This is a genomic window from Sphingobacterium sp. MYb382 (assembly GCF_037572665.1).
In the GTDB taxonomy this organism is placed as follows: domain Bacteria; phylum Bacteroidota; class Bacteroidia; order Sphingobacteriales; family Sphingobacteriaceae; genus Sphingobacterium.
The window spans coordinates 96,382-120,207 of sequence record NZ_JBBGZT010000008.1; the positions used below are offsets into that span (position 1 = coordinate 96,382).

Genomic DNA, 23,826 nt, shown 5'->3' on the forward strand with positions numbered 1-23,826 from the left:
ACAGCATATGAATTATAAAATAGGAGATTTGGTTCGTTTTGTAGACGAACCTATCGAAGGACATATCACCTCTTTCCAAGCGGAAGATATCATAGGCGTCACCGATGAAACGGGCTTTGAAATTCCTGTTCAGCGCAGCAAAATTACCTTAGTACATGGCAACATGAAACGTGCTGACGATGATGTAGACTTTGTAAATCCAAGTGTGGCTACAAGCAACCAACCTTTTGCAGAACTTGGCATTTACTTAGCGTTAGAAGGTGAGCAGAAAGATGGATTAGCAAAATTCTTTATCGTTAACCATAGCTCATACGACCTTTTAGTTAGCATCGCTGAAGTGTCGGGCACAAAAAGCACAGGGGTATTTGCGGAGAAAATAATGAAAAAAGACTTTCTACAATTTTACTCGGCAAACTTCAGTAATGTCGGCAAATGGCCTACCTTTCAGATTCAGATTTTGCGACACAGCAATAGCCAGCGTACGCCGTTATTACCTATAAATAAGGAATTCCGGGTTAAACCTTTAGCGCTTATTAACTCTAAAGAGGAAGATGAAATCATCAATGCCAAGGTATGGCGATTCGAGTTGGATAAACCCGAAGAAAATATTGGTCTTGATAAATTGAAGGATCATTTTATCTCGCATAGACCCCATAAAAAATAGGTAGCCTTTGGCTACCTATTTTTTTATTAAACCGTTGGTAAAGGCTTCACTTTACGCACGCTGAAGAGCATCAACAAAGCGCCTAAGAAGAAAACAAACCATCCCCATTTAAGATGTAATGTTTTACTCAATAGGCCATCGAAAAATTTCATCCCGAAGAAATTGTTTATCTTAAAATAAACACCTAGAAATCCGATAATACACCAACCAAAGAAAATACGGCTAGCCAATCTAAAGAAGGATACTTTACGTAGGAAAAAAGCCAAAACACACAAACCCAAAAGTCCATAGGTAACCATAAACAAACTAGCATCGACCTCATAAAGGTTCCAGTTTCCTTTAATAGGCACACGCAGGAAAGGCGTAAGGATAGTGGACAAGGCTACTATAGCCATCCCACTCAAAGCCAAGGGTTTTCGAAGAATATACATACATCAATTATTTATATGCAAATGTTGTTCTTTTTAGAAACAAAAACAATGCTAAGCAACAATATTATTACAAAAAAAAATCCGCCTTTGCCGTCCTCCGAAGCGAACGTAAAAGCGGATTCTAGAAATTAATAAAACCAGTTAGTAAACCAATTTTGTACTGTATTCAGGATTTTCAATTTCAGAAAGTTTAGAATCTTTGGTTAGTAAGGGAGCATATTTCGCACGCGCTTTTGTCCAACGTCCTAAAGTCATATTAAACTCACCCCCCATCATATTGAAGTAACCTGCATCCGAAGGTGTGTTGTACGTCAATGCCATTTTATTCGTACCACTACTGTAAAACGGTTGTGATGCCAAACTAATTGGGTTAATCACATCATAGAAATCCGTGTTTGCAATGCGATACCCTGCTGTTGCGCTCACCAAAGTACCGCCCGTGGCGACAAACATCACATCTTCAGGAATTGAGTTTGCTGTAATGTCCTTACCAAGGAAAATAGCCACACCGTAAGCATTACCGCTGTTAGCGAGTAGATTTGTCGTTTTTGTACCGACGCCGTCATAGCCATCTTTCGTATTATATGCATAAGCATTTATCCAATTTACTTCAGCGATACTTGTCGAGCTTGGTCCGTTAATCATTTGTCCTGTACCACCAACATAAAAGAGTTCACCTTTTTTTGTCGTTCCGCTAGTCAGATTAATTTTATAGGTACGCATCCCTCCTGTTATCCATCCTCTAGCAGGAACACCTGTCGGTGTGGATGCACCAGCATTATTACACACAATTACAGCATAGGGTGTTTTAGCAAAATCGATATCCTCTGTTGCCATAAACTGCATATATTCATAGTTCGCATCGGTGCCCGCAGGGTCATTAGACCAACCTGTGATAATAACTTTAGGAATGCTATACACCGAATTTAAAGCTATAATATCGTCATTGACACGCGGCTTCAAATAAGGCATTAGAGAATCGCCCGCAACGACTTTATTCAACACTAAGCCCATATAATTCCCCATACGATAAAGCTTATTATTGGCAAAAGTAGCTTTAGCATCTGTCGACAACAGTATATTGCCAAACCCATCGTTCAACATCCAATCACCACGTAAAGTAGCATTCGGATCCGGAATCGGATTGAAACTACCTTTTACAATGATGGATAAGGTACTCTCATAATCATTGGGATTAGCTAGTAGCTGGGAAACATTGACACGTTGAACCAAAACTGGCTTACCAGAAGCAACCTTCGTAACCTGCTGTCCATTGATGTTGCTAAGCTGCAAAATACCATTTACCCGATTTAAAGTAGCTCCATTAATATCAACAACAATAGAGTCACCTGCCACGTAATTTTTTGCTTCAGCACCGAGGTTCAATGCTAAGCCTCTCAACAATCCCAAACGTCGTACATCTTGTACAAATACCAAATCTTCTGGTAAATTTCCTCCGTTATGGGCTGAAGTCACCATAACAGCAATCTTACTCGATCCGTCCAAATTTTGGGAATTTAACTGTACGGCTTCACTTTTATAAATATTACGCACATCAAACAAACCAACATAAGGACTAATCTCCCCTCCTGGATAGTTTCCTTCCGAACAACTCCAAGCTGCTCCGATGGATGCTGTAAATAGTAAAAATCTCTTAAAATACTTTTTCATGTTCTAGTTTTCTTATGGTTTTTGCCACCAAACTTTCGTGTTAATTTCATCCGCTCCTTGTTCTTGGACAGCTAGCTTATAATTGGTCGGGTTAGACGATTGCACATACAATGGGTATTGCAAACGCGCAGGCATTTCACCATTATTTTTTAGACCAGCACCTTTAGATAATACAGGATATCCTGTACGGCGATACTCATACCATTGCTGCATATCTACGAGGAACAGCGCAAAATATTTGAGCTTATGAAGCAATGCCAGCTTATTGTTAAACGAAGCTTTTTCATTCCAAAAGATGTCAGACTCTGCTAAATGATCTTTTGCATTGCTTGTCCAAGTTGGTACCCATAGCTTAATATCATTCTCAACAGCACTGTAAAAGAAATTTTCGGCAGTACCATTCGATATCCAACCACGTAAAGCGGCTTCAGCTTTAATAAACTGCACCTCAGAAAAATTCATAATAATACCTGTCAAAGGCTCCGTTTGCAAAGTATTGCCACTCCCACTATTCTGATCACTAGAGAAGAAATAAGACATACGTGAAAAATCCTCTGAACCCGCCGCATATCCACTAGGTACGCCAACAAAATCGCCACTAACTGGAGCAATCCCCCAACGTGTGGTACCATTCTTTCCATAGGTAGGAATGTTTAAACGCGGGTCATTGGTATCACGCAAATAGTCAATAAAGAAGCTACAAATAGCGGTAGCTCTAAAATCTTGAACACGAACGCCTGCATAAGGAGAAACGAAAGCACCTAAACCCGTCCATTGCAAAATGGCATTATCAGCATTGCTACTCATAATTGGATAGGTTGCCGTATTGGTTTCTAAAATCTCCTGAATCTTAGGAACAACATAGTCTTTCAACTCTGCTTTATGAGAAACACGTAATAACTGACGCAAGAATAACGAGTTACCAAGCTTACGCCACTTACCCAAATCTCCATTAAACAAAGGGTCACTAGGCCCATCAATAGCCGTAGCTCCCGTACGCAACAAGCTATTCGCAGAATCCAACATCACAAAAATACCTTTGTAAATATCTTGCTGACGGTCAAATCTAGGTTCTAAAATCAGAGAGTCTCTGCCTAAGTTAGATTGGCTAAAAGGAACATCACCATAAGTATCCGTCAATAAAGCATAGGAATAAGCCTGCATAATCAACGAGATCGCTTGGTAGGAACGACTGAAGTTAATCTCTTCTAGCGCTTTCTTTCCCATATCTTTATAATTCGAAAGCTGCGAATAATGTCCGTTCCAGCTATAATCCGACATATTTCTACGGAAATCATAACGAAAAACCTTTCCTTCACCATCACCAATGGAAACCGTCACTTGCATCAACTCATTGTTAAAAGTACGGTTACGGGTCATATTATAATTCACCGTATTGATTAAGGCATTCGCCAAAAACTGCTTAGGGTAAGCCTCTGTCGTTTTCGTAGGATCCGTATTAAGCTCTTCAAAATTCTTATCACAGGATTGAAGCATAAATACGCCTGCCACGAGTATGTATATTAAATATTTTATTTTCATTGTTTCTAGAATTAAAAGCCAACTACTAGGTTAAATCCAAAAGTCCGTGTTGAAGGAAACTGTGCTACTTCGAAACCCTTTACAATATCGGAACCGCTAATTGTTCCAAATTCTGGATCAAAAGCTGGCCATTTAGACCAAATAAATAGATCACGCCCATAAACACCCACTGTTGCTTTTTGTAATTTAAGCTTACTCACCAAAGCTTTATTTAAGGTATAATCTAAACGTGCCTCTCTAAATTTGATGAAATCAGTTTTGAAAATGTTACCCTCTGCATTATCATAACCATAATGCGATCGGTAATACTCATCAATATTCTTAGCGATGACATCATTCTTACGGAAGGTACCATCTTCATTGGCCAATACACCATTTCCAATCATACCGCTATAGCGACCGGGAAGTGTATTTTTTGTTTTCCCTTGTTCGGCCAATTTGTAGTGCGTCAAGGAGTGTGCTACAGCTCCCCATTGTGCATCAAATAACAGGTTCAAACGGAAGTTCTTGTAGGTAAACATGTTTCCAATACTAGCCTTTCCGACAGGAATGGTATTTCCCAAAAGCTTAACATCAGGCGTCAATAAAGCATAGCCTGTATTCGGATCATAAATCACCTGCCCATCTGGAGCACGTTGGTAGCCGACACCATATAAGTCGCCCATACTACCGCCGACAACACCCACCAACTGTCCATTTCCAACAGGACGTTGTTGTAGTACGATGGAGCTATCTGCTAACTCGGTAATTTTATTTTTATTCGTTGTATAGGTAATACTGGTTGACCAGTTGAATCCTCCTTTTTTAACGATATTCTTGGTATTTACCGCCAACTCCAAGCCTGAGTTTGTTACTTCACCAACATTCATGAAATAATTCCTATAGCCTGATGAAGCATCGATTACACGATAAAGGTGCTGATTGTAGGTATTCCCTTTATATACCGCTAGATCTACATTTACGCGATTTTTAAACATACGAACATCTAAACCTCCTTCAATAGATTGCGTACGTAGCGGTTCAATATAAGGGTTAACCAAGGTAGAGGGATTTGCCAAGCCTCCAGGCAATAAACTATTAGGGTTAACAAAAGAAAATTGTGTCTGATAAGGCCTCTGTGCCCCCGACCCTACATTAGCAAAAGAAGCACGAACCTTAGCGAAGTTTATGAACTCTGGGAAATCAATCACCTCAGAAGCAATAAAACTACTGTTTGCTGAATAATATATGAAGCTTTTGGATTTATCTGGAAATCCTGGAGCGGCTAAAGTACTCGCCCAATCCACGCGCCCAGTCACATCTAAGTAAAGGAAATCCTTGTAGCCTGAAGTAAACAAACCATAGAAACTATTGGTCTCCATGTTCTCTATGCGCTTTTCAAACTTAGTACCGTACTTATTATTGTTGTGGTTGTAGACACCAGGAAACGTTAAACCATCAGAGAAAAGACTCTCCATGCGATATTCGTTGCGCAGCGTACTTCCCCCCAAGGTTCCGGATAGGTCCCATGTTTTATTAATCTTCTCCGCATACTTCAGCAAGAAATCGGCAGACGATTCTTTCGAAAAAATCTCTTGTGTACGGTGCGAGCCTTCATTCAATTTAGATCCCGCATCATAAGGTCTATTCTGAAAGCGGTTTTCAGTAGAAAAATCCAAAGAAGCACGTAATTGTACGCTAAACTTCTTATTAAATTGATAAGCTGCCTGTGCATTACCTGTGAACGTATTCCGATCATTGGCATTTATAAACTGATAACTCACGGCATATGGATTTTCTGGATAGCTGCTGAAAGGATACTGAATTAACAACTCCTCTTTCCCTAATTTCCAATAATCTCTTAACCAATTGAAATCAGCATTAGGTTGCCAGAAAATATACCAATACATAACCGATTGGTTACCATATCCAGCACCTGGCAGATTGTCTGACCAACGATTATTATAATTTATTTTTGAAGATATTGATAATTTATCGCTCACTTTAGAATTTACAGATAATGCAAACGTATTACGTTTGTAGCCTGTATTTGGTAGTATCCATGTGTTTTGCACATTGGTTGCTGAAAAACGTGCCGTTGTACGCTCCGTACCACCATCGATAGTCACCGTGTTGGTGTACGTTTTCGACACGTCCCAGAAATCATTGATATTATCATAGGCACGCCATGGAGTGCGCTCGCTACCCACAGATTGTGTTTCTGGGTTATATTGGAAAAATTTCTGTCCATCGAAGCGCGGTCCATACGCTGAACTCGTGCCGCTTGTTCCGGGCCCATCTACGGATGTACCAAAGGAGTAATGTGCAGCACCACCTGTTCCCTGACCATACTCATACTGTAAATCAGGGGACGTATTTAAAGTTTGAAAAGCCGTGTTCGAATTTAGGGTAATACCCAATCCCTTATCTTTCTTAGCACCCGACTTTGTCGTAATCAAAATAGCACCATTGGCACCACGCGCCCCATATAATGCCGCAGCTCCAGGGCCTTTTAGTACGGTTACACTCTCGATATCTTCCGGATTAATGTCATCCATACCCGATCCGTAATCGGCAGGCATATTGTCTGAACCCGTACCATATACCGCATCAGAGCCGTTCGACGAGCGACGCCCTGACCCATCGTTGATTACAATTCCATCAACTACAATTAACGCCTGATTTTCTCCCGTTAAATTGTTCTCACCACGTAGAATAATTTTGGTACCTCCCACCGGTCCCGCATTTGAACGCATAAGGTTTAAACCAGCCACTTTACCAGATAAGGCATCCATCCAGTTGTTTGACAAAGCATCCGTCAAGTCTTCACCTTTTACGGTTGTTGTCGAATAACCCAAGGAACGCTCTTCGCGCTTAATACCTAGTGCGGTCACAACGACTTCTTCGATTTCAGCATTAACACTGCGTAAAGCAACAATTTCGTGCTCCTTCGTTACTTTCAGTGTTACACGCTCATAACCCACTGCATTAATTGTCAATACGATTCCTTTGGTTAACTCTTTTGAGATATGCCCAGAAGCATCGGTAACACCAATTACACGGTTGTTGGCCAAAACACTTACACCCTGAATAGGTTCTCCTGTCTGGTGATCCATCACCTTAACACGTACCGTGATAAGCTCCTGATCGACATTGCGGTAGTCTAATTTTGGCTTAAAATTGGCGGAGCCATACACCGGAAGTGTACAACCTACGGCCAGAATAAGACCCAATTTGGACAAACCTAAATGAAATTTAGTCATTGTTAATTTTATAATAAAAGGTTCTGTTAATTCGATGGATTGTTTGGTTAGCTACCTATTGATTTCTAAATCAATAGAAAGAAGCGTGGGCTCGTTATAAATGACCAAGAGAAAGGTTAGGTCGTTTATAATGGAACAATAACCTATGCAATACGAAAGAAAATGTAGTTTCATTTCTTTTCATATCAGCATAAACACTAATAATCAGTGTATTAAAAAAATAAATATTTTTAAAAAACAATGGTATTATTCGTAATAATGTTAATAAGCCCGGCATAAGTTTCATAACTAAATTAATAATGGCACAAACATAGCCTCGCTATATTACCCGTATGTTAATAAACTATTGCCAATTCTTTAAGATTTCGATTTGCACACATTTCGTTTCGATTAAAACATAAAAACGAAAGACAATGCAATAAAAAGAAATAACACTTACTAAAGGAGAAATTTTAGGGACAAAAATATAACGTGACTTTGCGGACTATCACAAGTCTAGAGAGAACGATTCACGTTATTGAAAATAGCGACAGCTAATGGAAGAAAAAGAGAAGCATATAAATAGAAACGTATGCTGAAAAACACATACATTTCTATTAAAAAAATGATTTCAATTTGGAGAAATAGAATATGGGGAATTTAAAAAATAAGCTTTAACTTTTATCACTTTCCGCATGACGGTCTGCCACCGATTTATCTTCGGCAACCCCGGATTTCCAATACGAGTAGGCATATAATTCCTCGCGCGCCCAACCTTTATCTTTACGTAAGTAAGCACGGATATCCTTTACGGAATTAAATTCGGCAGCAACATAAGCGAATCGATTTTCGGCAGGTAGCGTCAACCGCCGAACATGTTCAGCGAGGGTACTTCCATCTTGTGGATGTAGATTGTACAGCCAAATAAAATCTATAGCAGCTTTCGTTCGTAGATGTTGTTCATCGACAACACCTGATACCTCAATGATACAGGTACCACGGGCGGTTGCTGGTAAATCTTCGAGGATAGCGCCCAATACAGGAATGGCGGTAGCATCGCCTACTAAAAGGTAGTGATCAGCCTGAGCATACAATTCTAGCTTACCATCTTTCATCAATACCCCCAACGGATCGCCTACTTGCGCACGAATTGCCCAAGCGGAAGCAGGTCCTTCATCACCATGGGCCACAAAATCAATCCAGATTTCATTGCTTGCTAAATCAATCCCGCGATGCGTATACGTTCTAACAATGGAACGAATTTCTTCAGGTTGAGGTTTCCATTGCATCGTTTCGTAATCAAACTCTGGAAAATGAACTTCTGTAGCACCTAGCGGTGGAATTAAAATCTTGTTATTAACGCCAATCGTTGTATTCTCAAATTTATAAACATCGTCTCCTGTCAAATACACCCTTAAATAATGATCTGTTAAATATACCTTACGCGAAACACGCAAAGCAGCTTGAATGGTTTTCATCGTCTTGTTACTCATATTACATTAAATTTTATGACTGCCTAACTTAAATCTTATACCTAAGCACAAGATAGCAATTAAGAATCATTCTAAATAATTTGTAGATTTGCACAAACATAGGACTTTAAGACGAATTTAAAAGACGTCAAAAGGAATAAAATGTCCGCGAAACGGAATAATAATTAAAGAATATGGCATTACGCTTGTACGATAGCAATCATCACAACTTACTCGTTGAAAAGACCTACCCAAAGCCCTTTTCAGCATACGAAACCGACATTATTGAGCATAAGACGATATTACCCAGTTACGTGGCAAAAGGTTTCTATCAAGAAATTTGCTTTGAAGGCGTACATATTGGTTATGGCAATGCCGTCTTAAACAAAACCTTAAAACTAGGTTTTGAAAGCGACCTAGAAAGTATAGAGATGCATTTTGCATTAAAAGGTTCAAATAGTGTCTCCTGCTCCGACTTTCACCAGGAAGTTACCTTTGATACCAATCAACACAATATAATCTATTCAAAAGAAATAGCCGGTCAGGTTCAATGGAACAGTAAGGAGTTTCAAATTTTCGAGATAAACATGTCTCCACGTTTTTTTAAAAGATTTCTTCCGGAAGATAGCACCTTGTTTCAGCAGTTTCGTCAAGCCTTAGATCAAGGTCAATCGACTATCCTATCGACCAATCATAGGCATATCAGCCACCAGATGCATCAAATACTAAATGAGATTATTAATTGCGACAGAAAAGGACATTTCAAGAAGATGTTTCTGGAAGTAAAGGTTCTTGAACTATTATTACTACAATTTGAGCAACTGGAAACAGTGGCATCACCCAATTACACGCTGAAGAAGGCTGATATAGATAAGATATATGCTGCCCGCACCTATATGTTGGCTCATCTAGATAGCAGCAACAGCCTAATGGGCTTAGCGCAGCTCGTCGGCACCAATCAATTCACGCTAAAAAAGGGATTTAAAGAAATTTTTGGTAAAACTGTTTTTGGCTTCTGGAATGATGCTAAAATGGAACAGGCAAAAGACCTCCTTCTTTCACATCAAGCCAACGTGCAAGAAGTTTCAGAAACCATCGGTTATAAAAATCAGCGTCACTTTACAACAGCCTTTAAAAAGAAATTTGGAATACTCCCCAGCCAGCTAAAAAAGTAAATTTTAAAGGTTAAAAACAAAAAAATAGACGCTACAGCAGGAGCAACGCTGAGCTCCTATTTACCCAATAATAGTCGATAAATTAGTAATCTTTCATTTTTCGTACAATACAGAGAAATGATTGTCATCACCTTTTTACGAACATTAATTCATAATTAATTAAAAATCAATACAATATAAAAATAAAACACTATTTATAATCGTTCTAAATTCGCTCTGTTGACAGATTTCTGACATTAGAGCAAGGCTTTTGCTATACATTTGCAGATAATATTATTGAGCAAAATAAGACTTTGAAGAATTTAAAAGTTATAGCATTTACCCACAAGCATGTCGAATTAAAAGACCTGGGAAATTTGGTTATCTGTAATGAGGAGTTAGAGGAGCGTTTAGTTTCATTGAAAAACACCTTAGATATACCTGAGATTTTTTATATCGCTACCTGCAATCGTGTGGAATTTGTGTTCTATGGAGCTCACGAATTGTCGGATAATTTCATTGCGGAGTTCATGCATAAAATGAATTTCTGTGTGCCGGCAGAACGTTTACAATGTTATTTAGGACAAGTAACACGTTACGAAGGTTTGGCGGCCTTAAACCACCTACTTCGCATGTCTTGTTCGCTAGAGAGTTTAGTTGTTGGTGAAAAAGAAATCTTAGCGCAAGTACGCAGAGCATACGAGCGTTGTAGAGAAGCAAACTTCACGGGCGATTATATGCGTATGATTATGGATCGTTTAGTAAAAACGGCGAAAGAAGTTTATACACATACCGACATTTCACGCAACCCTATTTCTGTTGTTTCCCTTGCTTACCGCAAACTTAAAGAAACCAAACTACCACATAACGCACGCATTATGGTAATTGGTGCTGGTGAAACAAACCAAAACTTAGTTCAATACTTAAAGAAACACCAACATTCCAACTTTGTAGTTTTCAACCGTACGATAGCCAATGCACAAAAAATGGCTAAAGAATTGAATGCGGAAGCTTACCCACTGTCGGAACTTGGAAAATATAAAAAAGGATTTGACATCATGATTGTATGCACAGGATCTCCTGAGGCTATTATCGATGCCAATCTATACCGTATGCTTCTTAATGGAGAGACTGATCGTAAAATAATTGTTGACTTAGCAATTCCAAACGATGTAGCTCCAGAAGTAATCCAACAGTTCCCTGTACATTATATCGAAGTAAGCAGCTTACAAGCTATCGCTGAAAAAAATAAACAAGAACGTTATAATGAGTTGGATAGTGCCGGTGTTATCATTCAGCAAAATATTCAGGAATTCCTTCCTCTCTTGAAACAGCGTCGTGTAGAAGTTGCTATGCGCCAAGTACCGGAGAAGATTAAAGAGATTAAATCGTTTGCTTTGAATGAGGTATTCGCACAAGATGTGCAAGCACTTGACCCACAAGCGCGCGAGGTCCTTGAGAAAGTCATGAACTATATGGAAAAGAAATGTATTAAAGTTCCTATGGTGATGGCCAAAGAAATCATGGTTAACAACGCACACATCGATAATAACTAATAAGCACATTTTTCTACAAAATTTAGCCTAATTCTGACAATGAACGTCGGGATTGTATGACTATTTGGTTAAATTTGTGAGAATTTTCAATATAAATCATTAGTAGTGGACAGAAAACTTGTAATTGGAACCAGAGGTAGTCAATTAGCCCTATGGCAAGCTAACTTCATTAAGGACAGATTAGCCGAAATAGGTGTATCATCTGAATTAAAGATTATTAAAACCCAAGGTGATATTATCCAGCACTTGCGTTTGGATAAACTAGAGGGTAAAGGTTTCTTTACCAAAGAGCTTGAAGAAGAACTATTAAATGGTCAAATTGACTTAGCTGTACACTCACATAAAGATTTGCCAACAGTCAATCCACCGGGACTTATCATCGCGGCTGTATCAGACCGTGAAGACCCTTCGGAATTGATTATCGTGCATAAAGACTGTGTAGATATTAAGAAAAGACTTTCCTTAAAGCACAACGCGACAGTAGGTACTTCATCTAATCGTCGTAAGGCACAATTACTATCGTTACGTCCTGATTTAGAATTTACAGACCTACGTGGAAACCTTCAGACACGCCTTCAGAAGCTTGTAGACGAACAATATGATGCTATCGTATTGGCTAAGGCTGGTATTGCACGTTTGGATATGGACTTAAGTGCTTTCCATATCGAAGAGATTCCACCTATTGAAGTCGTACCTGCACCAGCACAAGGAGTGTTGGCAGTTCAAATTCGCGAAAGCGACCCAGAGCTATTTGCTATTTTACAGAAAATAAACGACGAAGAGGTAGCTAAAACAATCGCTGTAGAGCGTAAAGTTTTAAATATGTTTGAGGCAGGCTGCCATGCACCGCTAGGTTGCTACTGTCGTAAAACAAGTGATGGTAAATATGAAGCATGGACTTCTATTGCAGAAGATAATGAAGATTTCCCAGATCGTTTTTACCTACAATCGGACACAACAGAAGGTATGGCTGAAACAATTTTCGCCAAATACCAAAAAGATAGAAAATTACCTAGTAGCGTGTTTATCACGCGCGATTTGGATGAGAACTCCTATTTAGGTCGCTATTTAGCGAAACACCAAATTCAAGTAGACGCGCGCTCTTTAATCCGCATCTACCCTACCATAAACAACTTAGACTCTTTTATTCTTAAGCGCGCAGATTGGATTTTCTTCAATAGCAAAAACGCTATTGATCACTTCTTCAAACTAGAGCCGTTGATATTGAAGAAAACTAAAATTGCCGTTTTAGGCCGTGGCTCTGAAGATGCTTTACGCAAGTATGATCGCGTAGCTGATTTCTCTGGCGACAACTTAGGCATTAAAACGGAAGATATAGCGAAAGAATTTGCGAAGCTTGTAGATGGACAAACGGTATTTATTCCGCGTGCCAAAGACTCGTTAATGTCTATCCAAAATGCATTAACACCAGAAACACAGGTCATCGATATGCCAATCTATGAGACCGTACTCGAGGAGAATGTAGATAAAACAAATGCAGAGGTTTTAATTTTCACTAGCCCGAGCAATGTAGAGGCTTATTTTCAAGAAAACTTGATTGATCCAGGACAAAAGATAATCTGTATTGGTTATTCCACTGCCAAAGTAATTGAAGCAATGGGCCTTCCGTATACCCTTCCATTTACGCCTGACGAAATCGGTTTGTCAGAAGCTATTTTTGGTTTAGCATAAAAAAATTACCACAAGGGGGCATTATTTATGCCCCTTTTTACATATCATAATATTCATATCATGTTACAACGTCCTAGAAGAAATAGAAAATCAGCTGTTATCCGTGATATGGTTCAAGAGAACCATTTAGCTGCGAGCAATTTGATCTTTCCTTTATTCATCGTAGATGGTCAAAATCAAAAAACTGAAGTATCGTCCATGCCAGGCATCTTTCGTTATTCTGTTGACAACCTTTTGCGTGAAGTAGAAAGCTGCTTAAAACTAGGTTTAAAGGCATTCGACCTATTTCCAAATATTGAAGATGCCTTAAAAGACAAATATGCAACGGTAAGCTACCAGAAAGGAAGTTTATACCTACGCGCGATTGAAGAGGTAAAGAAAAACTTCCCAGAAGCTTGTGTCGTTACCGACGTAGCAATGGATCCATACAGCTCTGATGGGCATGATGGTATCGTTGAAAATGGAGAAATCCTGAACGATGAAACCTTAGCTATCTTAGGAAAAATGGCCTTAGCACATGCTGAAGCTGGTGCTGATATCATTGCTCCTTCAGATATGATGGATGGACGTATTGGTTATATCCGTCAAACCTTAGATCAAAATGGCTTTACCGATGTTTCCTTAATGTCGTACACAGCGAAGTATGCTTCAGCCTTCTATGGTCCTTTCCGTGATGCTTTAAACTCAGCACCAAAAGCTGGTGATAAAAAATCATACCAGATGAACCCAGCAAACTCACGTGAGGCTTTAATCGAAGCGCAGTTGGATATGGAAGAAGGAGCTGACTTCTTGATGGTGAAACCAGGATTGCCATACTTAGATATCATCAAGTTATTGCACGATAATTTTGACTTACCTATTGCTGCTTACAACGTATCAGGCGAATACGCGATGTTAAAAGCTGCTGCACAAAATGGTTGGTTGAATGAAGAACGCGCTATTATGGAGACGCTATTGAGCTTCCGTCGTGCAGGTGCGACTTCTATATTAACCTACCACGCTAAAGAAGTGTTAGAAAAAGGTTGGTTAAAATAAAATTCAGATTTATTCCACACGGATTTTCCTTAAAATAAACAATGCCGAGCTTTAACGAGCTCGGCATTGTTGTTTATCAACGATGTTATAAACACTTTGTTAATAACTATTGTGCATAACAGGCTCTTCTTAGCGATACCTAGCTAATCCTGCGAAGCCCAACACCCCGTGCTACAGACCGTAAAACCTCTGAAACAACCTGTTAGCGCATCAAAAAGATAATACTGTTAAAAACCACCTATACGCTTACTGAATAAAATAAAACTTCATACGTATTCCACCGTACTTAGTCCTACTCATGAACAATAACAAGCTACAACGAGCCTTTTAGGCAGGTTTACCAACGATGTTATCAACACTTTGTTAATAACTACTGTGTATAACTAGCCACTTTCCTCCAGACCTCCCTTACAAAATAGCGCTAAACAAGAAACGTAAGCCATACTTCCAACTATGAATCAGCAACTTAGATTAGTTACAAAATCCAACAATCGAAATTAGTCTGTGCAGTAGCTGAATTAAAAAAAGTTCTGGACTATTCCACAGTACTTATTCCGACAAATTAACAACAGCAAGCTATAAGGAGCCTTTTAGGTTGGTTTACCAACGATGTTATCAACACTTTGTTAATAACTACTGTGCATAACTAGCTACTTTTAACCAGACCTTCCTTACAAAACAGCATTAAATAAGCAATAAGAACCATCCTTAAATCTATAAACCAATAGCTTAGATAAATAACAAGATCCAACAGTCGGAATTAGGCTATGCAGTAGCTGAACTAAAAGAAAGTTCAGTACTATTCCACAAAGCCTATCGCTATACATGAGCAACAGCAAGCTTTAATGAACCTTGTAGGCAGGTTTATCAACGATGTTATCAACACTTTGTTAATAACTACTGTGTATAACTGAACATTCTTCCCTTTATCGCGTTCGCAAAAGCAGCGTTAAACGTACAGCCCAAGTAGCATTTTCTGCTACAAATCAAATAGTTAATGAAATTTCAGCCCGCAACTATGAAAAGTTACGTATGGACGCGTTGAAATAGCTTTAAATTAAAAAGGAGCTCAGCACTATTCCACAAAGCTATTCCTACACATGAGCAATATCCAGCTTTAACGAGCCTAGCAGGCTAGTTTACCAACGATGTTATCAACACTTTGTTAATAACTACTGTGCATAACTAAGCACCTTTGACTAGACCGAGCAACGGGGAATTGAATCAAACAGGAAAAAATAGCGATATTAGCAACTATAAACCAAAGCGTTAGCTAACACTCCGTACAACAACTGTTCAAAACAAGCAATCCACTAGCTAAACAAAAATCGTATACACGCATATTCCGCAAAGCTTATCCCTAAAAATGAACAATGCCGAGCGTAATAAGCCCGGCATTGTTGGTTACCAACGAGGTTATCAACATTTTGTTAATAACTAGTGTGCATTAATAGGGTTTGCTTGCATATCCCGCGCTTTAGGCAGCTGAACACGGTAAGGTGTTCCATACGTATTTGTCGCCTTAAAGAAGTCGGTAGATATGATTTGCGCTCCACTGCTGAAGGCGGCTTCTGCTCGAGAGTAATCATTCACCTTAGCTTCGTAAGTCTCGATATCAGCACGTGTACGTACGAGGAAACCCTCTTTTACATAGCGTTGAATTTCAGATTGGCGCATTTTAGCGTTATCAAGCAATAGAAAAGCACCAAAGCTTGATTCGGGCGAAGACTGCACGAACATCACTTTCTTTTCCAAATTAGGTGCATCTTTCACATAGGCACCTCCCTCCTCGCCGAGTCCAGCAGCAGAAGGTAGCAGTAAAAACACAAACTTACCGCGGGCTTGAGCAACTGTTGGCCAATGGCCCGCTTTAACCGCATCACGTAAGGTTTTGTAGCCTCCACGCACATCGTCAGGAAGAATCAAACGGTCTCTACCCATGGTTTGTAAAATATCCTGATCAAGCAATTCAAATGCTTTTTGGTCAAACGGCAACACCTGAGTTGCATTTGGAAACAAAGGGATACCATTATCCTTCGCCTCAATCATAATAAAAATTGGTGCATGGTCAGGATTCTGTTGCGACCAGCTTTTCAATTCTTTCAGCGCACTAACCAAGGTGGTATGATACGTACGGAAGTCGAGATCAGCCATGTGCAAAAGCTTAAACCCTGGCTTTTCAAGGTCTGTTTTATCCATGTAGGCAAGGTTCTGCACACCAGCTTTGCGGAGTGCTACATAGCCTGCTGGTTCAGCAAATCGTCCACCATCCGGATCGTTATACACATCAAGTTCTAAACTACGAAGGCCTGAATCTAGTTGTTCGGATAAAGGAGGATGGTCATACTTCAATCCTTCGATTAGACTCATCCCATTCGGATGGTACTCCAAAAATTTCTCTTTCTGCGCAGCAGGCATTTTCGCGAAATAGGTCTTCTCCATATTATCCAAAATGGGCTTAATCGCTTGAAAAAGCCGAGGATCTACCGGACGTGCATAGCTATTATGCGTACCCAAAACCTGAATTTGATTGATTTTCAAACTTTCCAATGCTGGATTTTTTGTTTGAGCAACTCCAGTGCTCATCATGCTTATACAGGACCACAAAAATAATCCTTGCTTATATATACCTTTCATAAGATGTAATGCTTAATTTTTTAAATTGAAACTGATACCAACTTGCCCTCTAAACGAAACGTAAGAGACATTCTCTACTCTATCTTTTATACCGTGGTAAAAACGGTTAGGCTCATTTGTAATGTTATTCATCTCGACAAACAAACGTAGGTTACTCTTCAAGGCATAAGAAGCCGAGAAATCTACCGTAAAGTTCTTGTCAAACCACTGATAATGGCCTTCTCCCGCTTGACTGCGGATTACATTAAGGTAATTTCCCTTGTAGTTTCCAGCAATACGCGCCATCAATTTTCCATCTTCATAAAATAAAATGGTATTAAAAATATTCTTTGCTTGTTTTGGTAAGGTTGTCGCAATCACGCCTACCTGCATTCCTTTATCATACTTCGGTAAATCCATCTTCGAGTCTACAAAAGAATAATTTACCTCCACACCAAAACGGGATAAGAAACCAGGCAACTCAACAAAACGCTTACTAATTCCTAATTCGAAACCTAACAATCGGCCTTTGTCTAAATTCTCAGGTGTAGATTTCACATAAAGCTTATCGTTGATGGTTACCACCGATTGGTTATCATAAATAATATTGCGCAAATTCTTATAAAAAGCACCAGCGGTAATGATACCTACGTTATCAAAATAATGCTCAAACATCAGATCAGCGTTATTAGAAACTGTAGGCTTAAGGAAGGTATTTCCTTCAGTAATCGTATTATTTAATTCATTGACAACCGTCCCTGGATTTAAACTATTAAAGTCGGGACGAGCAAACGAACGTGTCAAAGCAGCACGCAATAAGCTATTATCCGTAAGCTCCCATTTAGCATGCAGCATCGGCAACAAGAGATTGTAGTGGTTTTTATTTTTTACATCTTCCTCTTTTACGCCTGTAGCAGTATTGGTCGCTTTCTTACCATTGAAAGTAATATCATTATACTCATTCCGTAATCCGGCTAACAACTGAAATCCTTCTGTTACGCGCCAAGTTCCCATTACATACGCCGCATATACGTTCTCATGACCATAATAGCTATTCGCTAAATTTGACGCTGCTTTAGGACCTTGCACCTCGACAAGCTTATATTTCTCTTTACCCTCTGGTGTATAAAACTCATCAATCTGTGCATTACTAATCTGGTCAATAATGACATTGTCAAAAGGACGATTAAGCTCCGTTAAGAAACCACCGTTGGCAGGAAATGCCTCCGTCTCCAACTGGCTAAGGTAAGTAATAGGGGTATTCGGCATTCCTAAGCCCGACGCAGGTCGAGACACGAGTGTTTGCGCCCTTAAATCTTTACGCTTGTTCAATCCTTTGAAACCAGTCTGCAAAGTAAACTTATCAGAGACTTCCTGTTTCAAATCAAATTTAAAAGCATAATCACGATCTGTATTTTGCAGGTTTTGAATTAATGCCACTTGATTCAACTTCATTTTCGTGGGGTCCAATGCTGTTGCTGTATACGGCAAAATCGTTTTGTCATTAAGCTTGCTTTCTGGCCAATCGATATCCTGATACTTTTTACCATCAGCTGCCAAGTTTAGGTACTCCATCGGTTGTGTAAAGCTCACAATTGGGTAACCACGATTTTCTTTCTCCACGTTCTTTGGCGAATCAAAATTAAAAGAAGAACGTGCTGTATACATTGACCAATCCAAGGTTAATCGGTCGTTAAGCTTAGATTTACCGCCAATCTGTAGATTGTACAAACTTGTAACATAATCAGCATGACGAGCCTGCAAGTTTACGTTGTTCTGATTAAAGTTAAAATATGTTTCACGTACATTCTGCTGATCCAAATACTGGCTATATAAACCCTTAAAATAAACATTATGACGATCATTGAACTTATAGTCTAGCGCACCATTAAATCCCAATGTGCGTCTTCGAGCAACGTAATCACGCAATTGCAACTGATTAACAGCATACGACTGCTTAGGATCTGGATTATTAAAGTCGAAAACCATTTGATAATTATCAATCGCCGAAGTACGATCCCAAATTACCCCCGTGGTAATAAAGCTTAACTTATCCGTTATCTTATTGCCGTATACAAAAGAACCATTGTAGGACGATTTATGCGATTGATCAACATAACCACCTGCCGCTGTAACAGAAAATGTTTGTCTAGGGACTGCAGAACGTGTAATGAAATCGATACTTCCACCGATGGCATCACCATCCATATCGGGAGTCAGGGCTTTGGCCATCTTCACAAATTGAATGATTTCGGAGGGAAATATATCCATTTGCAATCCACGGTGAGAGAAATCACCACTAGCACTAGGCAGTCGATTACCGTTTAATGTAGAGGAGCTCCACTGAATAGGTGTTCCCCTTACGGACACAAACCTACCCTCGCCCATATCGCGTTCGATAGACACCCCTTGAATTCGCTGTACCGCCTCGGCAGCATTACGATCAGGCAGCTTACCGATAGCATCTGCCGCGAGTGTCTCTACAATATTAGGGGAGCTTTTTTTAAGCTGTAATGCTCTTAGCTGGCTGGGACGATAGGCGCCTGAAACAACAACGGCCGCAATCTCTTTTCGTCCACCTTTCTGCATTTCCACGACACCTAAGTCAATCACTTTATCTTTAGCCAAGTCTATGGAAAAATGCTGATCATCATAGCCCATGTAACTGATAATAAGATCAAAGACACCCGTTAGGTTTGTCTTCAATTCAAACTGTCCATCGTAGCCTGTGGTACCTCCAACAATTGACTTATCAATTTTTAAGGTTGCCCCTTGAAGAGGTCCGGAAGTATCTCGTATTTTTCCGACAATTTTTGTTTGCCCTTGCGCGACAAGCCCCGTTATCAGTAAGCATGTCGTCAAGCACAATTTGCTGATTTCTATTTTCATGATTATCCAAAAATTTATAATCACAAATCTATAAGGTCACCAAATACGGACTGTCCAACTCGTCCTAAACGTACAAAAGAACAGGCGAACAAACACTAATAACCTGTAAAACAAGTGGTTACTAATATTAACTTTGTGTATTCAAATTATTAACTAAAAACTTCCGTCTTTTCAAGGCGTCCTTTAAGCTGTCCTTTATATTCAGAAGGTGTCAATCCGACCTTTGATTTGAAGTACTTATAAAAGGTAGTTCTAGATTTAAAGCCTACTTGATAGGATAAATCAGATACACTTAAGCTAGGGTCTAGATCTAATTTATGGAGAAACAATTCTAGGCGATAGGTATTTACCAATTCATAAAAATTGGACTGCATGGTGTCTGTTATTACTTGGCTAACCTGATGCTTTGAGAAACCTATAGCCATGGCCAAACTATGCAGAGAAAACTCTTCTTCAATATAGGCAGTTCCACTTTTCAAATAGCTATGCACAAGCGTTGCTATTCGATTTTGCTCCTCTTTACTTAATGGGGAATATTGATATTTTTCTTTACTTCCTAAATCAACTTCCGCCACTGCCACTTTGCTCAACTGCGTAGACCGTAAACTCAAATTAACCAATAAGGCAAATTGAATAAAAAATGAATAATTGTTTATCACACGCAGTAAATCCTTATCTATACCACCTAAATAAGCCAGTCTATAAAGCACTAGTGTGATGCATAGGTAGGATAGAAATAACTTATACGCATTAAAAGCAGAAGAACCTGTATCATAATAGCGATTCAACTGAAATAAAGAAAGACACACAAAACCATACCAATAAAAATAGTACTGCTTGAAGATGAAAGCATGTACACGGAGGATATTAGCGCTTATTTCGTCATCGAAAAAAAGATTAGACAGCGCAATCACATTCGCGAAAAAACACAGGAAAAAAGGCAAGAAAAACAAAGGATAAAAGCGGCTATTTATAGGTTTACCAACCAATTGGTGCGTAAAAAGAAAGAGTAATGGCCCTTTTAGCAGCCTAAAGCTACTGGGAATAATCTCAATGTAGCGCGTGCTTTGCTCAAAATAATTATACAGAAACATCTCGAAAAGAAAATCACTGCACACTACCAATAAATAAAAAAACAAGAAGAAAAAAGTCTTCTTATTCCTTCGAGTAATCATCAAAGCAGATAGCAAGCCTTGCATGATAATAGCAATAAATACTCCTGTCATTACATCTTCTTAATACACAAAGGTATCAGGCTAGTATTAATACAGCGTTAAATCTCCTAGAAGATCTAGGAAAATCAAAAAATGAAATCAGCAAATCGAAAATCTACGCTGGAAAACAATAGCTATCTCATGCATCCTACAGTAGCATTTCCTATCGCACGAAAGCATTCTTATTAAATAGTGACCCTAAAATGAACAGGATTCTCTGCGAAATGAATAACTTCGCAGGAAACATTTTAATATTCGTATGTCAACATCCGTTCAAGAGATTTCACGTGAAAAGTCTGCTGCGCTTTTTGAAACAGCTAAAAAATACTTCCCAGGAGGAGTAAATTCACCTGTTCGCGCTTTTAAGTCTGTTTATGGTACACCACTATTTATCGAAAGAGGCGACAAAGCCCATTTATGGGATAGCGATGGTAATAAATTCGTTGACTTCTGTTGCTCATGGGGCCCTTTAATCTTAGGCCACAACAACGAACAAATACGCGAAGCTGTAACGGCACAGCTGCATAAAGGATTAAGCTTCGGCGCTCCTACGCAGCTAGAAAATGAACTTGCGGAACTTATTGTTTCCAAAAATAAGTACATCGATAAAATAAGATTTGTTAGCTCCGGTACGGAAGCTGTCATGTCGGCTATTCGCTTAGCGCGTGGCTATACAAAGAGAGATAAGATTGTTAAGTTTGATGGTTGCTACCATGGTCACTCCGACTCTTTATTGGTTAAAGCAGGATCGGGCTTAGTTACTTTTGGGGAGACATCATCAGCGGGTGTGCCACAATCATTCGCCGCAGAGACTATCGTCATTGACTTGAATGACCGTGAAGCGCTACAAGAAGTTTTCACACGTTATAAAGACCAAATTGCGGCCGTTATCATTGAAGGTATTCCGGCCAACAATGGTCTCTTACTACAAGATAAAGATTATATTCATTACCTACGTCAAATCACGAAAGACAACGGAACGTTACTCATCTTTGATGAGGTTATTACGGGATTCCGCTTGGGCTTTACGGGAGCTGCAGCCTACTATGACGTCCAACCAGATATCTTAACGTACGGAAAGATCATCGGTGGTGGTATGCCTGTAGGTGCTTACGGAGCATCCAACGAACTTATGGCACATATATCTCCTGACGGAGGTGTTTACCAAGCCGGAACGCTGTCGGGTAATCCTGTGGCTATGGCAGCAGGTATTGCAGCATTGAGCATATTAGCACAACCTGATTTCTACAGCAATTTAGAAAAAGTAACCGCAGCATTCGTAGCAGAACTACGTGCACATATTCAAGAAAAAGGCTATACGGTACAACTATTTACTGTAGGTTCTATTTTCTGGTTTGCCTTCACCGCGCAGACATCCATCAAACGTGCCGATGAGATCGACCCAGCATCCATGGAGAAATATAAAGTTATGCACCGTGCATTATTGAATAGAGGTGTTTACTTTGGCCCTTCGGGCTATGAAGTAGGCTTTATTTCTGCCGCGCATACACAAGAAGACTTACGCTTTGCTATCGATGCTTTGAAAGAATCTTTAGCCATTGTTTTCGCTTAATAGCAAAAAATAAAAGCATAAAAAAGCCGATTCTGAAAACAGAATCGGCTTTTTCTATAGCATTTAAGTACGTTTAAAAACCTACGCTTTTTAGGTTTAAGCCTGTACGCTCATCCAGTCCAAAAAGCAAGTTCATATTCTGAACCGCTTGTCCAGAGGCTCCTTTCAAAAGGTTGTCTGTTGCATTAAGTACCAATAGTTGGTTACCGTGCTTCTCCAGATGGATAATACTCTTATTCGTATTTACAACCTGCTTAAGGTCGATATTATCGCGGCTTACCCACGTAAAAGGGTGACCAGCGTAATAGTCTTCATAAACGGCATAAGCTTCTTCTAAGCTTAAATCTGACGTCACATAGCTCGCAGAGAAAATACCGCGTGCAAAATCACCACGCTGAGGCACGAAATGAATCTTCTCGGCAGCACGCTGCAACAAAGAAGCTTCGTTTTGTGGTAAAAACCCCTCTTGCAACTGATCCAAAGACTCTGATATTTCCTGCAAATGCTGGTGTTCGAAAGCTTTGTACACCGAAAGGTTATTATTACGCCACGAGAAGTGTGTCGTTGCGCCAGGCTTCTGCCCTGCCCCCGTCGATCCCGTTGTCGCATTGATATGAATCTCTTGCGGTAGCAAACCCTTCGCCGCGAGCGGCAAAAAAGCAAGCTGAATATTGGTCGCAAAGCAACCCGGATTGGCGATATACTGTGCTGTACGAATAGCCTCGCGATTCAACTCTGGCAAGCCGTAGATGAAATCTTGTCCTTGATATACGCGATTAGCCTTCAAGCGGTAATCTTGTGAAAGATCAATTATTTTCACCGAAGGGTCTACCGTATTCTGTTCTAAAAACTTACGCGCATCGCCATGTCCAACACATAAAAATAGGACATCAACATTCGAATGAAAATCGGCAGAAAAGCTTAACTCAGTGTCGCCAAACAAATCGTTATGTACTGCATACAGCTTATTACCCGCATTAGACACCGAATTTGCAAAAACAATCTCCACCTCTGGGTGATAAATCAACACCCTTAATAACTCTCCTCCCGTATAGCCAGCCGAGCCAACGATACCTACCTTTATTTTGCTCATCCT

General features: G+C 39.6%; 15 protein-coding genes. 6 read left to right on the plus strand and 9 right to left on the minus strand.

Annotation, left to right across the window (positions count from 1 at the left end):
- Positions 1-7: 7 nt before the first annotated feature.
- Complete coding sequence (locus tag WH223_RS02345) at positions 8-664, plus strand: hypothetical protein (RefSeq protein ID WP_340045918.1); 657 nt, start codon at positions 8-10, stop codon at positions 662-664.
- Positions 665-690: 26 nt separating this feature from the next.
- Here the strand turns inward: WH223_RS02345 and WH223_RS02350 are convergent, their stop codons facing one another.
- The 5 genes from WH223_RS02350 to WH223_RS02370 form a co-directional block, all read right to left on the minus strand.
- Positions 691-1,095: a hypothetical protein gene (locus WH223_RS02350; RefSeq protein ID WP_340045919.1), complete on the minus strand. Its 405-nt coding sequence runs from the start codon at positions 1,093-1,095 to the stop codon at positions 691-693.
- Between the two features lie 141 nt (positions 1,096-1,236).
- Positions 1,237-2,766 carry a DUF5689 domain-containing protein gene (locus WH223_RS02355; RefSeq protein ID WP_340045920.1) on the minus strand — a complete coding sequence of 510 codons (1,530 nt, stop codon included), beginning with the start codon at positions 2,764-2,766 and terminating at the stop codon, positions 1,237-1,239.
- A gap of 12 nt (positions 2,767-2,778) precedes the next feature.
- Positions 2,779-4,308: a SusD/RagB family nutrient-binding outer membrane lipoprotein gene (locus tag WH223_RS02360; protein WP_340045921.1), complete on the minus strand. Its 1,530-nt coding sequence runs from the start codon at positions 4,306-4,308 to the stop codon at positions 2,779-2,781.
- Positions 4,309-4,319: 11 nt separating this feature from the next.
- Positions 4,320-7,550, minus strand: coding sequence for a SusC/RagA family TonB-linked outer membrane protein (locus WH223_RS02365; protein ID WP_340045922.1), 3,231 nt, complete (start codon positions 7,548-7,550; stop codon positions 4,320-4,322).
- Between the two features lie 653 nt (positions 7,551-8,203).
- Positions 8,204-9,022, minus strand: coding sequence for a siderophore-interacting protein (locus WH223_RS02370; protein ID WP_340045923.1), 819 nt, complete (start codon positions 9,020-9,022; stop codon positions 8,204-8,206).
- A gap of 173 nt (positions 9,023-9,195) precedes the next feature.
- Between WH223_RS02370 and WH223_RS02375 the strand changes: the two genes are divergently transcribed.
- The 4 genes from WH223_RS02375 (at position 9,196) to hemB (ending at position 14,438) form a co-directional block, all read left to right on the plus strand.
- Positions 9,196-10,176 (plus strand): helix-turn-helix transcriptional regulator, encoded by a 981-nt coding sequence (locus WH223_RS02375; protein ID WP_340045924.1) that lies wholly within the window; start codon positions 9,196-9,198, stop codon positions 10,174-10,176.
- A 293-nt stretch (positions 10,177-10,469) separates the two neighbouring features.
- Positions 10,470-11,711, plus strand: coding sequence for a glutamyl-tRNA reductase (hemA, locus tag WH223_RS02380; protein WP_340045925.1), 1,242 nt, complete (start codon positions 10,470-10,472; stop codon positions 11,709-11,711).
- 105 nt (positions 11,712-11,816) lie between these two features.
- Positions 11,817-13,403, plus strand: a complete 1,587-nt coding sequence (gene hemC / locus WH223_RS02385) for a hydroxymethylbilane synthase (RefSeq protein WP_340045926.1) — start codon at positions 11,817-11,819, stop codon at positions 13,401-13,403.
- Between the two features lie 60 nt (positions 13,404-13,463).
- On the plus strand, positions 13,464-14,438 hold the full coding sequence (gene hemB, locus WH223_RS02390) for a porphobilinogen synthase (RefSeq protein ID WP_340045927.1): 975 nt from the start codon (positions 13,464-13,466) through the stop codon (positions 14,436-14,438).
- A gap of 1,437 nt (positions 14,439-15,875) precedes the next feature.
- Here the strand turns inward: hemB and WH223_RS02395 are convergent.
- From WH223_RS02395 to WH223_RS02405, 3 genes are all read right to left on the minus strand, one after another.
- Positions 15,876-17,027: a Ca2+-dependent phosphoinositide-specific phospholipase C gene (locus WH223_RS02395; protein ID WP_340045928.1), complete on the minus strand. Its 1,152-nt coding sequence runs from the start codon at positions 17,025-17,027 to the stop codon at positions 15,876-15,878.
- 60 nt (positions 17,028-17,087) lie between these two features.
- On the minus strand, positions 17,088-19,943 hold the full coding sequence (locus tag WH223_RS02400; RefSeq protein WP_340045929.1) for a TonB-dependent receptor: 2,856 nt from the start codon (positions 19,941-19,943) through the stop codon (positions 17,088-17,090).
- 149 nt (positions 19,944-20,092) lie between these two features.
- Positions 20,093-21,169 (minus strand): helix-turn-helix domain-containing protein, encoded by a 1,077-nt coding sequence (locus WH223_RS02405; RefSeq protein ID WP_340045930.1) that lies wholly within the window; start codon positions 21,167-21,169, stop codon positions 20,093-20,095.
- 247 nt (positions 21,170-21,416) lie between these two features.
- Here WH223_RS02405 and hemL point away from each other — a divergent pair, with 247 nt between their 5' ends.
- Positions 21,417-22,730, plus strand: coding sequence for a glutamate-1-semialdehyde 2,1-aminomutase (gene hemL / locus WH223_RS02410; RefSeq protein WP_340045931.1), 1,314 nt, complete (start codon positions 21,417-21,419; stop codon positions 22,728-22,730).
- A 73-nt stretch (positions 22,731-22,803) separates the two neighbouring features.
- On the opposite strand, the gene argC is transcribed toward hemL, so the two are convergent.
- Entirely contained in the window at positions 22,804-23,823 is a 1,020-nt protein-coding gene (gene argC, locus WH223_RS02415; RefSeq protein WP_340045932.1) for an N-acetyl-gamma-glutamyl-phosphate reductase, read from the minus strand.
- Positions 23,824-23,826: the final 3 nt, after the last annotated feature.